Below are 15172 nucleotides of genomic sequence, written 5' to 3'. Positions count from 1 at the left end.
GATGAACCACCCGTCTTCCTCTCTGCTTCAGCACACCAGGACAGCCGCCATGACATTGGCCGTGCTGGCTTGCCTGATGGGTGGAGTAGCCGCATCGCTCTGGCTCGCGTCGTTTTGCCTGTACGCAAGCCTGCGGATCAATCCACTGCACGCGGGACTGTGGGGCTGGCTCGATGCGGCGCTGACCTGGCGGCACGGGATGATGCCGAACATCGGCCGCAAGCTCGCGGGGGCGGCGCTGTTTGGCATGCTCCTGTCCTTCGGTGGCCCGGTTCTCGGACTGCTTGCGCTGTGGGCGAGCACGAACCGGCGTCGTCTCTATGGCAGCGCGCGCTTTGCGAGCGAGTCGGACATCCGTCGGGCGGGGCTGCTATGACGATGCGCACGCACCTCGATACCGTACCCGCGATTGTCGTTGGCATATGGCGCGGGCGTTACCTGCGCTTCGGCGGCCAACAGTTCGTGCTGCTGGCGGCGCCCGTCCGCTCGGGTAAAGGTGTAGGCATCGTGATCCCGAATCTGCTCAATTTCCCCGATTCGGTGGTGGTGCTCGACATCAAGCAGGAAAACTATGCGGCCACGGCCGGCTTCAGGCGTGCGCATGGACAGGATGTATACCTGTTCAATCCGTTCGCCGAAGACGGCCGTACGCATCGCTACAATCCCCTGTCGGCGATCTCGGACGGCCTGTTCCGGGTGGGCGACATTCTTGCGATCGGCTATGCCCTCTATCCGCCGGGTGGCCACGATGACTTCTGGAAGGACCAGGCGCGAAACCTGTTCCTCGGCATCGTGCTCCTGTTGTGCGAATGGCGTGACGCGCGCCGGGCCGGTCGGGGGACGTCGATTCCCGACTATCCGGTCACGATGGGCGAAGTGTTACGGCAGTCATCAGGCAATGGCATGCCGGTGAAAACCTGGCTGCAGCGCGCGTTGGTGCAGCATCGCGACTTGCTCTCGGGGCAATGCGTCGATGCGTTGAATCGCTTCCTGTCGAACGACGACAAGGTGCTCGCGAGTGTGCTGGCAACCTTCAACGCGCCGCTCACGATCTGGGCCAATCCGATCGTCGACGCGGCAACCAGTGCAAACGACTTCGACCTGCGGGATGTCCGTCGCCGCCGGATGTCGGTCTATATCGGCATCACGCCCGACCATCTGTCGGAGGCGGCGCTGCTCGTCAATCTACTGTTCTCGCAGTTGGTCAACCTGAACACGAAGCAATTGCCCGAAGCCGATCCCGCGCTGAAATTCCAGTGCCTCGTGCTGCTCGACGAAATGACGTCGATCGGGAAGATCCACATCATCGCGCGCGCGGTCGCCTATATGGCGGGCTACAACCTGCGTCTGCTGTCGATCGTCCAGTCGATCGCGCAACTCGAGTCGGTCTACGGACGAGCCGACGCGCGCACCTTCATCACGAACCACGCGATGCAGATCCTCTATGCGCCGCGTGAGCAGAAGGATGCGAACGACTACTCGGAAATGCTCGGCACGTTCACGGACCAATCGCGCAGCGTCAGCCGCCCGAACGGATTTTTCGGGAGCCGGGGCGGGTCGAGCGAAAGCGTGTCAGAGCAGCGCCGGCCGTTGCTGTTGCCGCAGGAGCTGAAGGAACTCGGTCGAGACAAGGAAATCATCGTCCTCGAAAACACCAGGCCGATCTTGGCCGACAAGATCTGCTACTGGCGCGATCCCGAGTTTGCGTCGCGCGTCACGGCCGCGCCCTCCGTGCCCGCACTGAATCTGGCCCATTTCAGCGCTGTGGTCGAGCGCCGGCTGCGCGATCTGCATCCCAACGAGCTCGAACAGGACGGCGCGGGGCTGATCCATCTGCCACCCGAATACCTGGAAGTGCTGCAAGCATGGGATCCGCGTGACCTGCCGCCGAACCTCGCCGACATCAGAGAGGAGGAGGCCGTGGCCTACGTGGAACGGCATTTCATGCTGCTGGGTGTCCCGGCCCGCCAGGTGGTGCAGGCGAGACGTCATCTGAGCGTCGACGATCTTGATGTGGCGGAACTCGATTTTGTTGAGCCGGCGCGGCGCGTAGCCGCGGACGGCTCACGAGCCATGGGAGCGCTGCAATGACGACCCCCTACGTGGATGAGACGGACCGTGCGCGTGCCGCGCTTGCCGTGATACCCGCTGACGACTATGAGACTTGGGTCGACATGGCGTTCGCGCTCAAGCAGGGCTTCGGCGACGAGGGTTTTGAAATCTGGGATGCGTGGAGTCGAACGGCCGCCAACTATAACGAGCACGCGGCGCGAACTACGTGGCGCTCGGCCCGCGCATCGGGCGGCAAGACGCTCGCCACGCTGTTCTGGCAGGCGCGCCAGCATGGTTTCGACCTGAAGCGAACGGCTTACCCGGACCGCATGGCCGCCGTGCTTGCACCGTCGCCGGAGGTGCTGGCGCAACGCGCACGCGAGGAGGCGCAACGACAGGCGCGCCATGCGGCAGTGGCGCGAGAGGCCGTGTCGATCTGGCAGTGGGCAAGGCCAGTCGGGCCGGAGCATCCGTATCTCGTGCGCAAGCGCCTCGAGCCGATGGACACGCTGCACGAGCTGGATGCACTGGAGCTGCACGCACTGCTCGGCTATGCGCCGGCCAGCGAGGAAGAACCTCTGACGGGGCGCGTGCTCATCGTGCCGGTCTGGAACGGGCCGATCTCGACACTGGAGCTGATCGACGAACACGGGCGGAAATCGTCATTGGCCGGCGGCGTGAAGAGGGGCGGCTACTGGATGACGGAGCCGACACTGATTCCGACGAATGAATCGTCGTGGATCCTGATCGCTGAAGGCATGGCGACGGCCTTGTCCGCTTCGCGCGCGACAGGCTGGTCCGCGGTGGCGGCGCTCTCGAGCGGGAATCTGTCGATGGTGGCAACGAACCTTCGTGAGCGATATCCCGATGCAGACCTGATCGTACTCGGCGAACTGGGCAGTGGCGAGGCGCAGGCCCGACAGGCTGCGGAAGCGGCTCACGCCAGTGTGGCCTGGCCGGCGTTTGCCGCTGATGCGCGCATCGACGACAAGGTGCCGACCGATTTCAGCGACATGGCGGTGTTGTCGGGCTTTGATGCCGTCGGCGCACATCTGCGCGCCGTGGTCCGCTCTGTCGTGAAGGCGGAGGGTCAACCGGGTGTCTCCACCGCATCCGGCATGACAGTGGTTGAGGTGGATGAGCGCGAGGAGGGCAGGATGATGAGCAACGTCAAGGAAAGGCTGCTGGCCGACGAGGAAGGGAAGCCCCGTCGCCGGTCCTCGAAGCTTAGTGCGCCGAAACAGGCGGCGCCGGAGGTGCCGGCAACGGACGGGGCATCCGGCTCGGCGCCCTCCTCGGTGGATGCGCCTGCGTCGTCGTCGCCGGCTGCTGCTGTGCCGGTTGCGGATCCGCCGCGGTTTGCGTCGACGCGCCCGCCGGTCGGCGAGCCGCTGTTTGGCGTGGGTGACGTGTCAAACGAGGTCAGGGCATTGGCCGAGCACCGGTTCGGCTCGCCGCTCAGGATGGGGACGCCGCGCGAGAACGGTGGCCCTTATCGCGGCGAGGTGTTCAACACGGAACACTATCTGATCCAGGAAGTCGCGACGCGCAGCGTCGTGTTCCATCGCAAGGATCAGATGACCTTCGTGTCCGAGCGTCTGAAGTGGATGGACGAAAACGCGCGGCTGAACGGTTCCGAGTTGCAGGTCGGTTATGACGGCGGCGAGGCCCGGGTCTATCCGTGGGACCGTGCGCGCGAACTGCTGGAACGCGCCGTCGGCTCGCTGAAGAAGTCCGCCCGCGAGTTGAATTACAGCCCGAATCTGGAGGGGATGCTCGACCAGTTGCAGGCGAGATCCTGGGCACGTATCCGGGAGGCGCGGGCGGCCGCGCTGGAGAAATCCCGGGAACAGAACGCGTCGCGCGAAGCAGACTCGACGCCCGACCGATAAAAGACGGCAGTTGTGCTCACGTGCAACGCCGATCTTGAGGATGCGAGGTAGTGACATGGCTCAGACAACTTCCACTCACGAGGCCGATCCGGTCATCAACGTGATCGAACCGGACGTGGCGGGCAACAGCGGCGGCGGCCCGGCGGCTGCGGACGAACGACGGGACAGGCTGAACTCGGCCGCGACGGATGCGGTATCTGCCCGACGCCGGCGCGAGTTCGATGCTGCCCGCGCGCGGTTGCGCGATCAGGCGATCCGTGACGATGCCGTCACGCCACAGCAGGCCGATACCCGATCGCCAACTGGGGCGACGGTCGAGGCGGATCGGGTCCGTGCGCCGCTCGACCAGCCGCCCGAACGCGTGCGCAAGCGTTATCTGCGCGCGGGCAATCAGTATTTTCTGAAGGACGAGCCGTATCAGCTTGCGTTCGAGGATCTGGGGCCGTACCTCGTCACCGACCACAACCGGCCGGACGTGGTCGAGTCGATGATCGACATGGTGCAGGCGAAATCGTGGCGACGCATTCGTGTGTCGGGTCATGAGGCATTTCGTAGCGAGGCGTGGTTGCAGGGCACGCTACTCGGTATCGAGGTGAGCGGCTACGAGCCGAAAGCCGCAGACCTGGCGCGTCTGGCGAATGCCCGGCAGGCGCGGCTGGACAATCGCGTCGAGGTGGCGCCGAAGGTCGACGCAACGGCTGCTGCAACCGGGCAGGATCGCGTTCCGGCCGTCGCTTCGGCCGTACCTCGAATCAACATCGGCGCGACCGTCAACGGAACCGCGTCTTCCGCGCCAGTCCATGCGCCTGCATCGAAACCGGCTATCCCTGAAGCAAACCGGAACGCTGCCAACGACGAGGCCGACGTCCCTCGACGGTACGTCGGCGAACTGCGTGAGCATGGGGGCGCCCCGTACCAGCACAACCCCGCACGCAGTGACTCGTACTACGTTGTGTTTCGCGATGAGGCCGGAATCGATCAGGTCGTGTGGGGCGTCGATCTGGAGCGTGCGATACGCGAAGCTAATGGTCAGATCGGGCAGCAGGTCACTCTCGAAAATCTCGGCAAGCGCTTCGTCACTGTGCGGCTGCCCATCCTGGATCAGGAAGGCAGGGCGATCGGCGAAGAGGAGAAGGACGTCTATCGCAATACGTGGCAGGTGCAGGTCGCGCAGAGGGATCGGACAGCCGCTCGCTTGCCGTCACGATCCGACGAGTCGGCCGGCCGCGAGAGCCGATCTGCCGATTTGCGTGCCGAGCCTGTTGCCGCGGAGGAATCGCATCGCCGACTTGACGCGGAATATTCGGAGCGCGAACGAGCCTTGCATGTCGCGGTGCTGGCGGCTGCCATGAGCGAGCAAGGGTTCAGCGAGCGTTCCGTTGCTCGCGTGCAGCAGCGTGCGGAGCGCATGCTGGCTGCATTCCAGCACGAGGGCATTCCGGTCCCGACACCGAGGGTATTCGATCCGACCGCGCCATCGGGCCGGGATCGTCGTAAGCGTGCCGTTTCGGAGCGCACGCCTGCCCGCGAGATCGACCGGACACCCGTTGAGCCGTCATCCCCGTCGCCGTCCCGCTGAGGTGAATCGTGGTCACGCGCGAGCGTTTGTGTGTCGAACTCGGGGCTGTCAGGGTGCGCTGGGACGACTGGTGCGCACGGCGGGGTTTGACGGCGGCTGAGGGTGTGCGCCAGTTGATCGCAATTGCGGTCAACGACGATCCGGATGGAGAATCCGGCGCGCTCCTGCCGGGCCTGCCCCGGCCGGTCGTCGGGGAGCCGCGCAGTCGCATCGAAATCCGGCTGACCGCGTCGGAACTGGGCGCGGTCGAACAGCGTGCCGCTGCGTTGGGTCTCGGTGGGAATCGATGGATCGTGTCGCTGGTTCGCGCGCAATTGACGCGGCAGCCTCAACTGGGCGAGCACGAGATGCGCGCGCTGTCGGTGTCCAGCCAGCAGCTCGCCGGGATCAGCCGCTTGTTGAGCCAGCTCGCGCGCGCTGGTGGGATAGAACTCTCGCGTCAGGATCTGACGGTCGACTGGGCGGAGACGCGAAACCGTATCGACGACCACCTGCGTGCAACGGTCGCTGTCATGCGCGCGAACCTCGATCGATGGAGTCGCTGACATGCCATATCCGAAAATCTACATCGATGCGATGCTCGTGAACTGGGGCGATCGGTTGTTTCAGGAGCCGTTGCGGCATGCACGTGCGTCGCAGCTCTCGAGTGTGGGCATTCGGGACGAGGGCGCCCGCATGCGCGCGCAGATTGCCCGCACCCTCAGGCGCACTCCGGAGGTCATGGTCAAGATCACCAACAAGGCGGCCAGCGCCCAGGGCATGGGTGCCGTGCGTCGGCACCTACGGTACATCTCCCGTAATGGCAGGATCGAGATGGAAGACCAGAACGGCGAGCGTATTTCCGGAAAGGATGCCCTCCGCGATCTCACGAAGACCTGGGAGCTTGGTGGGTGGGGTATCCCGGAGACCAGCACGCGGCGCGAGGTTTTCAACATCCTTTTGTCGATGCCACCCGGAACGGACCGGCAGGCGGTGCGCGATGCGGCGCGGGACTTCGCGGCGCTCGAGTTCGGAGATGGCCGGGCGTACGTTTTCGCGGCGCACGACGACGAGGCGCATCCGCATGTCCATATGAGCGTGCAGGTGCGCGGCCCGGACGGTCGCCGCCTCAATCCGCGCCACAAGGATCTCCAGCGCTGGCGCGAGCGTTTTGCGGAAGCGTTGCGTGTGCATGGTGTTGACGCGAATGCGACGCCGCGGCGCGCGCGCGGCGTGACGCAGCGGTATCCGAAGCCTGACGTCGTTCATCTGATCGCGCGCGGTGAAACGCCGCGATACTGGAAGCCGTGGCCGACTGATGCGCAACGCGACGCGCGCTGGATCGCCCATGGTGCTGTATTTGCCGGCTGGCGAGAAATAGCCTACGCGATGGCGAGGTCGCGTACGCGTGAGGATCGTGCAATGGCCGTTGAAATGGCTTATTTCGTTGGCGGCATGCCAGTGCAGCGAGACCGGCCGATGCTGGGGCGCGGGCTGGATACCCGACGCGAGCAATCGGATCGTCAGGTGGCGGACACCACAGATCGTCCGGATGTCGCCGGGCCGGACGTGGAGCGTTGATGTCGGGAAGGCGTAACGGCTGCACATATCATGTCGTGGATCGGCGGCATACGTCGTCTGGCCGATATCCTGATTCCCCGGTTTCCCCGCATACCTGCTATGTCGAGGTCTTTGCCGCCGCCGCGGCGCTATTCTTCGTGCGGCCGCTGGCAGGGGGCGAGGTATTGAACGACGTCAACGATGATTTTTGCGTGTGTGGAAATTCAGTACATGGTCGGCGGTGCGTAGGCCGTTGGACCGCGTGGGGAACTGATCTTCTACAGTTGGAGCAGGGCGGATGAGCCAACGGGGCTGTTTTGACAAGGTGAGCAGACAGTGTAGAGGCTGCTGGTCGCAAGGAAGGTCGGGCATGCAGTCTCGCTCGACCGGGATCGTTCATCGATCGATGAGCCACGCCGGCGTTCCTTTGAATGTCGCGAAGAGCAAAAACAGCAGGGCGATCACGAGAAGGGGAGCACCGTAGAGCGCCACCGGGAAAAACAGCGCGAGTTGGAGGACCGATCCAGCCGCGCCATACGGTAGGTTCGTGTCCCGGATGTTTTCGTAGATCAACCAGGCGACTGCTGCCAGACCCAGTGCCATGAGGACGACGCCGCCCGACGTCGGTTCATGATGGAGGAAGGCTGTGCCCCACGCGACGTGTCCCCACCAGAGCAGATTGATGCCAATGGCCGCAAGCCAGAATCCGCGTGCGGTGAAAAAGCGGTAGCCAAATCGTTGCCGACAATGGCGGCTGAAGAACTGGATACCCTTGGCGATTCCAAAAATGAAGCCAAGAATAATCACAAGTTTTAGAATCTCCATGGAATATTCTCCCGGATATTTAATTTGATCGTATTGCTTGCGCCGTTCAGTAGAAAAGGACTGGTGGCAAAGGGCGAGATTTAGACCCCGATCTTTCCAAGAATAGATGGCCATGCCACGAATGCAACAGTTCCTATCCAGATGCTACATGGGAGGGCAGTAGCAGTAAGCCCGACCGGCGTTAAACCGGAATTGCACACTCGTTTTCTCCGACGGAGCACGCAAATGGATACGCCTGGCCTGGCACAGCCCTCCCACATCTAGGCTTTTGATTAAACCGCGAATCGAGGGACAGTAGCGCTTCCTTGAACATAGACGGTCATTGAAAGATCGCAACGATAAGCTGTTCATCAAGCCTGCCCGAGCGAACGTCCAGCGCTTTTTGCACAAGATGAGCCAAACTGTGAAGGTCGGTGCGCCGATGCGACAGGATAAACTGATACGTAAGCTCAATCTGTTGATCTGCACGGAATCTTGACCCGGCGATGCGTTTTCACACACCGTTATATGGACGCCGCCCGGTTTGCCAGTTTGATCTTGATGTGATGTGCTAACGAGGTGTCGGCTGCGGTCTCATATGCGGCCTTTTGCAAGCCGAAGCTGCGGGCCCTGATGGAATGCTCCAGGAACGTCCTCATCTCGGCCACGTACTTGTCAGTACAAGGGTGTGTTCAGGTTTGCGTTCCTGCGGTCCGACCTGTTTCGCCATCACATGTCAATCAACCTCAGCAACCTATCGAGACTACGGTCTTGGACTTACTGCTTCCGTGCTAAACAGATTTCACACTGACGTGATGCTTCTCGTACGTGCCGCCGCGAGCGAGAATTGCCCACGCGATGCGTGCGATTTTGTTGGCCAGGGCCACCGCTACTACATTGGCTGGTCGTCGCTCCCGAATTCCTTTCTGCCATGCTGTTGGAACCTGGGTGTGACACATCACCGAGCGCCCACCGTGGATTAGCAGGGTGCGCAGGTAGGGGTCTCCTCGCTTCGAGATTGAGCCCAGCCGGACCTTGCCTCCGGTGCCGCTTTGCCGTGGAACGAGTCCGAGAAACGACGCAAAATCGCGGCCAGATTTGAACGTCTTTGCATCCCCGATCGTAGCACCAGCGCTGTTGCAGTCAGTCTGCCGATGCCAGGCACTTCGGCGATTGCACGGCACGCCGTTTCCTGCTTGTGCCAGACGCGGATCCGTTTCTCGGTGGCTTTTGAGAGCAAAGCCCTTTCAATCCAGCATCCCCGAAGCGACGTAGCCACTTGCGCAGGGTTGGTAGCGAGATGCCACACCGCGCGCAGACGAGACCGGCGTTACCGGTTCGTGACACATCCGTACCCATCGGAATCGCGCGGCAATTTCGCGGTCCATCGCCTCATGCTGGTTGAAACGATGTCTATGAGTCACACACCTCATGAAACCAAGCGACAGCTTTCGCTCCGTGGCCGATGGCATGGACGAAAAGCAACTTTGGCATCCGGCGCCTGCGGCTTACGGTCGCATTCACGCCATGTTTATTGCGCGCGATCATCTGGTTTCCAGTAATGAATCGTATTCTCAATAAATCAATGAATTCACCCATACTCGCCTCGCGATCGCGCTGGTGGCTCCGAGTTCTCGCCATCGCCGGGCCGGGGTTGGTCGTGATGCTGGCCGACACGGACGCGGGTAGCGTCATCACCGCGGCGCAAAGTGGCGCCCAATGGGGATACCGGTTATTGCTGCTGCAACTGCTGTTGATTCCGGTTTTGTTCATCGTTCAGGAGTTGACCGTTCGCCTCGGCATGGTCACGGGCAAGGGGCACGGCGATCTGATCAAGCAGCATTTTGGCGCCCGTTGGGCATGGCTGTCGGTAGGCACCTTGATTCTGGCTTGCCTAGGTGCCTTGTTATCAGAGATGAGCGGGTTGGCCGGAGTTGGCCTGATGTATGGCATCCCATCCTGGCTTACGTTGACGCTAACGGTCGTCGGGCTATCTTGGATGGCGTATACACGGTCATACCTGTCGGTGGAACGGATCGCGATTCTGCTTGGCGCTTTCGAATTGGTGTTCGTGCTGGTGGCTTGGCGCGCCCATCCGGATGCTGCGAGCATACACGCCGAGCTCGCCAGCATGCCGCTCGGCAACCACGACTACCTGTTCCTTCTGTCAGCCAACATTGGCGCTGTGATCATGCCGTGGATGGTGTTCTATCAGCAATCGGCCGTGGTGGAGAAAAAACTCCATCTTGAAGACCTGCGCGCCGCTCGCTGGGATACAGCGGTCGGCGCGGTATTGACCCAGCTGATTATGGCGGCCGTGCTGGTGGTCACAGCAGCGACCTTGGCGCGTTCCGGCCTGCACAAACCGCTCGACACAGTGCAGCAAATCGGTGATGCCATTACTCCGTTCCTTGGCGCGCAGACCGGCAAACTGCTGTTCGGCATGGGAATGGTTGGCGCGGCGCTCGTGGCCGCCATCGTAGTGACGCTGACTGCGGCTCGCGCGCTTGGCGAGATAATGGGCTACCGGCATGCGCTTGAACATACGCCGCGCGAAGCGCCGTGGTTTTACGCTACCTATACCGCGGTGTTGATCATCGCCGCATTCATCGCAGGCTCCGGCGCGAACCTGGTCTCGATGGGCGTCGGCGTGCAGGTGATGAACGCGCTGCTGTTGCCGATCGTGCTCGGCTTCCTGTACCTGCTCGCCCGGCGCCTGCCCGAGCCGTATCGACTAAGGGGAAGTTACGGGGTGTTGGCCGGAGCGGTGATCGCCATTACCGTCGGATTGGGCCTGTACTCGGGAATTGCCGGAACTTTTTCTTGATCCGCTCGATGACGATCGGCGGCAAGCGTTTGGGTTTATTCGATTCCTGCCCTCAAGCATAGCTCGTGAGCGAACGACAGCGCGTGCGGGCAGGCATTAAATAAACCTCAACGGAAGCGGTCAGTCGAGGCCCTGACGTGGGTGACCAAAAGTGCCTCCGCTGGCACGATGTGGATCATATACCGGTGGCCGTCCCGCAAATTCCATCGATTGGCCCCACGGCTTAAAACATAGGTGGAAGACTACCTCAAAGTTTAAGCGTTACCCAGGGTCCGGTTTTCGCAGTGGCCGGCTCAGCGCACCAATGCGGCGGACGGCTGTCGTATCTAGGAAGCCGCCGTGAAAGTCACGGCTGGTAGAAGGGCTGTAGTGGCTCAATCGGAGATGGACACGTCGGATCGGGCTCGGCCACGACGCGCCGTTCGCCACCATCACCGCTCTGAAGGCCGAGCGTCGAATTTGCACCGGACGGCAGACTTTCCGCGGCCATGGCCACAGCCGCATTTCGAGCCGTTGAGACATATGCCTGCCGAGTCACCCGCGCAGGTGACTCTAGCCGAGTCGCGGCACCCCCGGACACCGGGGGTTTACAACGGGAGGACCGGGCAACAATATAGCCCCGTACCTGGTACCTTACTGCCGGCCGGGATGACTTTCCCGATAGTATTTCAAGGCCGCATCACGCTCGTGCTCCGCTTGTTCGGCCAATTGTTCAGCACGAGCCATGTGGCCGCCAAACTCATCGCCGTGTTCCTGTTGAATGACATGCATTTCACTAATGGATTGTTGCAGATCGTGCGTTGCAGCCATTGCCTTGTCATGCAGTTCGTCGGCAAAAGCGACATTGGCGACGAAAAGAGCACACACGAGTACCGGAAGTTTTTTAATTTCCATCACGTTCAAGTCTTTTCAAATAAGGGGATGTTCCCTGCTTAGAAACGCCTCATTCACACATTTGGTGGACGGCACGTCGCGCGAGATGTGTAAGTCTATGTGAAAGCACTTCTCGGGACTGCGATTTGGGCCAGCGACTTGGCGTATCACACGGTCGCCGGCATGCCCCGTGTCGCACCGTAACTCGACGCAATTGGAATCGCCCAGCCGCGATCTTCAGCACTCGGTCTGCTCTTTAAGTGACGCCGCGGCGGCCGCGGCCTGCTCGACCAGCGCTGCGTTCTGCTGGGACATTTCGTCGAATTGCGACACCGCGCGATTCACTTCTTCGATACCGTCGCGTTCGGCGGAAGCCGTCGCGATATCGTTCATGATGGCCGTCACCCGGCGTACTGCGGTACCAACCTGGCTGATCGTCTCACCCGCCTTGCCGACGAGCCGCCAGCCATCCGCCACGCGCTGTCGAGTTGCCGATGAGTTCCTTGATTTCGTTCGCCGCCACCGCCACGCTGCGCAAGCGCGCGTACCTCGCCAGCGACGACCGCTAAACCGTGTCCGTGCTCGCCTGCACGCGTTCGGGCTTTGTCCTCAGGTTCGCGGCGCATGAAGCAGTTTGACCGTTCGCTAAAACCTGTGCCGGTAATCTGTACCCCTCTTTCGTCACGAAAACTGTACGTGCCGACGCAGCCGCGTTGTCGATATAGTCGGACGTGCAAGATGATCCCGGCGTTGCTTTCGGTCCTGTATTCAGCGAAGGACAAGTGAATTACCGGGGAAGAAGGGGCGGCAATGTCATCGTCGGAGAAGTGATTCTCGTGCGAGCCTGAACTCGCATCAAGTTCCAATTCCATTGGAAACTCGCGAGCTGCGGCAAACAGTCACCTGATGGTGTCGCAATAGCTTTCGACTTCAGCTCCAGCCTACATTCATGACACAGCCTCGCAATGATCAAGCTATCAGGATGCAACCGGATTGATGCAAACGCTTCGGCCGCAGCCTTTCGTTTTTTACGCGGCTGCGCTGAAGAACGCGCCGGATGGATTGGAGGCAATGAAGTTCGTGGACTTTGTCTCAAGTCCGGAAGGACAGGGGCTATTCAGACAGTACGGATATGGGCGACCAAAAGGCGATCCGCTCTACTGACATCGTGGATGGGCATATCCTGAGTCGGCGTGAAAAACGCTTTCGTGCATCGGAGTGGGTACTTCCGCTTCCTTCGCTCGTGCTGTTAGCCTGGCCCTTGCTGTCGCTGATCGGACAGACCCGATGGGCGGAGTCCGAGCCCGCTAACGGCGATTGGCACGCAGTCAAGGTATCGGTGACGTTGAGTGCCTTCGCCATGGTCGTTATTTTCGCGCTCGGCACGCCGTTGTCGGTGCGGCTGGCGCGAACGGGACTCGGGGCTCGGGAAGGCAGTCGAATCGCTCGTTCTGTTTTCTCTTTTGACGCCTTCTCTTCCGACGGGAATATTACTTGTTTCCGCTTACGGGCCCTACGGATCCGTCGGTCGACTTCTCGCGGGTCTCGGCGTTTCGCTTATATCCTTGAGGAGGCCGCCCAAAATCTGGGCTGTGCAGAGTGGCAGACCTTCCGCCATGTGAGCCTTCCTCTTGCACCCAGGGAAATCGCCGCGGCCGCAATCATTTCTTGCTGCGCATCGTCGGGGAGTTCGGCATCGTATCCGTCTTTTCGTATTTCCCACAAGGCGTTCCAATCAAGCTATATGTCAATCTTCAGAGTGACGGGGTACAGTCAGTCTACGTTCTCATGTGGATAGTGATGCTGCTCAGCCTGCCGTTCCCGATGATTCTATTGTTGTTGTTCAGGAGGGGACAAAGATAGCGTGAAAAGCTTCGTGGTCACATCTCGGCAAAGATAGAAACGTCGCATTGTTTGCAGCATTGGGTGTCGCAATGCCGTACGAGGTTGAACATCGTGTCTTATCGCGGACTTCTGCACGACGAATTGTTTGTCGCACTGCCTGACGGCGCCTCGTGCTTTGGTCCGCAAGTCGATAAGGCAATGCGGAGCGTGAATGAGTGGCGTCGTCTATTTCATCTAATGCGTGCATTAGCGCGAATACAATCATAGTCATCCTTATCTGGCCCAGTGCAATGAACACCTCTCCAATTTCAGACCGTCCGTTAACCCGTTACGCGCGGCTTGTCGCCGTTGCCGCACTGACTGGCGTCGGTGCCGGATTGAGCGGCATGTTTCTGGCGCTGTTGCTCCACGCGGTCCAGCATTTGGCTTATGGCTACAGCCTCGGTCGGGTGATCAGCACAGAAAGCTTTTTGAGCGGCGTGAGCGCCGCATCATACAGCCGTCGACTCATGGCATTTGCGCTTTGCGGCGCGGTTGCCGGCTTCGGATGGTGGGCGCTTTATCGTTGGGGACGTCCGCTCGTCAGCATCCGGGAGGCGGTGCGCTCTGAAGATCCGCGCATGCCGGCGTCAAGCACGCTGGCGCATGCCCTATTGCAGATCATCACGGTCGCCCTGGGCTCGCCGCTCGGACGCGAAGTGGCGCCACGCGAGGTCGGCGCGCTGTGGAGCGGCTGGATCGCGCAACGTGCGGGACTGTCGGTGACGGACCAGCGCGTCATGGTCGCATGCGGGGCCGGTGCTGGCCTGGCTGCCGTGTATAACGTGCCGTTGGGGGGTGCGCTGTTCGTGCTCGAAGTCCTCCTCGGAACATTCGAGTGGCGCGTGTCGGTCCTCGCACTGTTCACTTCCGCACTCGCGGCCGTGACGGCATGGATTGGACTTGGCAATGAGCATCAATATGCGGTACCGCAACTGGTGCTGAGTGCGCCTCTATTCGTGTGGTCCCTGGTCTGCGGACCGTTCTTCGGGCTTGCTGCATGGTGCTTCGTCAGGCTGACGGGACAGGCCCGCGCGCGCGCGCCGAAGGATGCACGCCTGCCGATCTGCGCATCGCTGAACTTCATGCTGATCGGCGTCCTGGTGCTCCTGTATCCGCAACTGGCAGGCAACGGCAAAGGGGCTGCCGGACTTTCTTTTGATAGCGATCTCACTATCGGGCTTGCAGCGACACTGCTGGTACTAAAAGTGGCAATTGAGGTGAGCAGTCTGCGCGCGGGCGCTGAAGGCGGCCTGCTGACGCCTGGCCTGACGAACGGGGCACTGCTGGCCGTCGTGCTGGGTGGTCTTTGGAACATAATCTGGCCGGGCACGTCATCGGGTGAGTTTGCGGTTGTGGGCGCAGGCGCATTTCTCGCCGCTTCGATGCAAATGCCACTCACAGCGATCGTCCTGATGGTCGAATTCACGCGGGCAGGCCACGACATGCTCGTGCCGATGCTGCTCTCCACGACAGGATCCGTTGCGGCATTCAAGCTACTCGCGAAAGCGGTAGATGTACGATTGCAAGCCACGCAGCAACGCACTCGATCACAGGGCCAGTCAAGGATTGGCGCCGTGCGCGGCGAAGGGCAGAGCTAGTTCCAGTGCCGGCCACGCAGCGCCTGCTCAAGTCGGTCGAGATCGTGTGCGCATGCGACGACTCAGAACTACGAGTTGGTTGACGACAATCGTAGCTTCTGGAGTGTCAACTCGAACCGTC

12 protein-coding genes and 4 pseudogenes are annotated in these 15172 nt (G+C 61.4%); 11 read left to right on the top strand and 5 right to left on the bottom strand.

Annotated elements, in window-relative coordinates; genetic code table 11:
* The first annotated feature begins 1 nt into the window (after nt 1).
* From G5S42_RS22680 to G5S42_RS44415, 7 genes and pseudogenes are all read left to right on the top strand, one after another.
* A complete protein-coding gene (locus G5S42_RS22680; protein ID WP_176108822.1) occupies nt 2–376 on the top strand; it encodes a hypothetical protein in 375 nt (124 codons plus the stop codon).
* Entirely contained in the window at nt 373–2091 is a 1719-nt protein-coding gene (locus G5S42_RS22675; protein ID WP_176108821.1) for a type IV secretory system conjugative DNA transfer family protein, read from the top strand. The genes G5S42_RS22680 and G5S42_RS22675 overlap by 4 nt, the downstream gene beginning before the upstream one ends.
* Nucleotides 2088–3944, top strand: a complete 1857-nt coding sequence (locus G5S42_RS22670) for a PriCT-2 domain-containing protein (protein WP_176108820.1) — start codon at nt 2088–2090, stop codon at nt 3942–3944. Before G5S42_RS22675 ends, G5S42_RS22670 begins: the two co-directional genes overlap by 4 nt.
* Before the next feature lie 55 nt (nt 3945–3999).
* Nucleotides 4000–5523, top strand: a complete 1524-nt coding sequence (locus G5S42_RS22665) for an LPD7 domain-containing protein (protein WP_176108819.1) — start codon at nt 4000–4002, stop codon at nt 5521–5523.
* Nucleotides 5524–5531: 8 nt separating this feature from the next.
* Entirely contained in the window at nt 5532–6068 is a 537-nt protein-coding gene (locus tag G5S42_RS22660) for a plasmid stabilization protein (RefSeq protein ID WP_176108818.1), read from the top strand.
* Between the two features lies 1 nt (nt 6069).
* Nucleotides 6070–7083 carry a relaxase/mobilization nuclease domain-containing protein gene (locus G5S42_RS22655; protein WP_176108817.1) on the top strand — a complete coding sequence of 338 codons (1014 nt, stop codon included), beginning with the start codon at nt 6070–6072 and terminating at the stop codon, nt 7081–7083.
* Between the two features lie 30 nt (nt 7084–7113).
* Nucleotides 7114–7268, top strand: a pseudogene (locus G5S42_RS44415) (DNA adenine methylase); the annotation flags it as partial.
* Nucleotides 7269–7458: 190 nt separating this feature from the next.
* Here the strand turns inward: G5S42_RS44415 and G5S42_RS22650 are convergent.
* From G5S42_RS22650 to G5S42_RS22640, 3 genes and pseudogenes are all read right to left on the bottom strand, one after another.
* Nucleotides 7459–8001 carry a hypothetical protein gene (locus tag G5S42_RS22650; RefSeq protein ID WP_312883596.1) on the bottom strand — a complete coding sequence of 181 codons (543 nt, stop codon included), beginning with the start codon at nt 7999–8001 and terminating at the stop codon, nt 7459–7461.
* Nucleotides 8002–8657: 656 nt separating this feature from the next.
* A pseudogene (locus G5S42_RS22645) lies at nt 8658–9088 on the bottom strand (IS110 family RNA-guided transposase); the annotation flags it as partial.
* Nucleotides 9089–9096: 8 nt separating this feature from the next.
* Nucleotides 9097–9254, bottom strand: a pseudogene (locus tag G5S42_RS22640) (helix-turn-helix domain-containing protein); the annotation flags it as partial.
* A 43-nt stretch (nt 9255–9297) separates the two neighbouring features.
* Between G5S42_RS22640 and G5S42_RS22635 the strand changes: the two are divergent.
* Both G5S42_RS22635 and G5S42_RS22630 read left to right on the top strand, forming a co-directional pair.
* Entirely contained in the window at nt 9298–9447 is a 150-nt protein-coding gene (locus G5S42_RS22635; RefSeq protein ID WP_176108816.1) for a hypothetical protein, read from the top strand.
* On the top strand, nt 9428–10693 hold the full coding sequence (locus G5S42_RS22630; RefSeq protein WP_176108815.1) for an NRAMP family divalent metal transporter: 1266 nt from the start codon (nt 9428–9430) through the stop codon (nt 10691–10693). The genes G5S42_RS22635 and G5S42_RS22630 overlap by 20 nt, the downstream gene beginning before the upstream one ends.
* A 633-nt stretch (nt 10694–11326) precedes the next feature.
* Here the strand turns inward: G5S42_RS22630 and G5S42_RS22625 are convergent.
* Nucleotides 11327–11596, bottom strand: coding sequence for a hypothetical protein (locus G5S42_RS22625; RefSeq protein ID WP_217709937.1), 270 nt, complete (start codon nt 11594–11596; stop codon nt 11327–11329).
* A gap of 40 nt (nt 11597–11636) precedes the next feature.
* A pseudogene (locus G5S42_RS44410) lies at nt 11637–12159 on the bottom strand (methyl-accepting chemotaxis protein); the annotation flags it as partial.
* A 403-nt stretch (nt 12160–12562) separates the two neighbouring features.
* On the opposite strand from G5S42_RS44410, the gene G5S42_RS45790 reads away from it, so the two are divergent.
* Nucleotides 12563–12730 (top strand): substrate-binding domain-containing protein, encoded by a 168-nt coding sequence (locus tag G5S42_RS45790; protein WP_176108813.1) that lies wholly within the window; start codon nt 12563–12565, stop codon nt 12728–12730.
* A 971-nt stretch (nt 12731–13701) separates the two neighbouring features.
* Nucleotides 13702–15051, top strand: coding sequence for a chloride channel protein (locus tag G5S42_RS22610; protein WP_176108812.1), 1350 nt, complete (start codon nt 13702–13704; stop codon nt 15049–15051).
* Nucleotides 15052–15172 lie beyond the last annotated feature (121 nt).

The sequence above is a fragment of the Paraburkholderia youngii genome (genome assembly GCF_013366925.1).
Lineage (GTDB): Bacteria > Pseudomonadota > Gammaproteobacteria > Burkholderiales > Burkholderiaceae > Paraburkholderia > Paraburkholderia youngii.
Note: the sequence above shows the minus strand (reverse complement) of the source record. Positions and strands in the feature narration are given on the sequence as shown.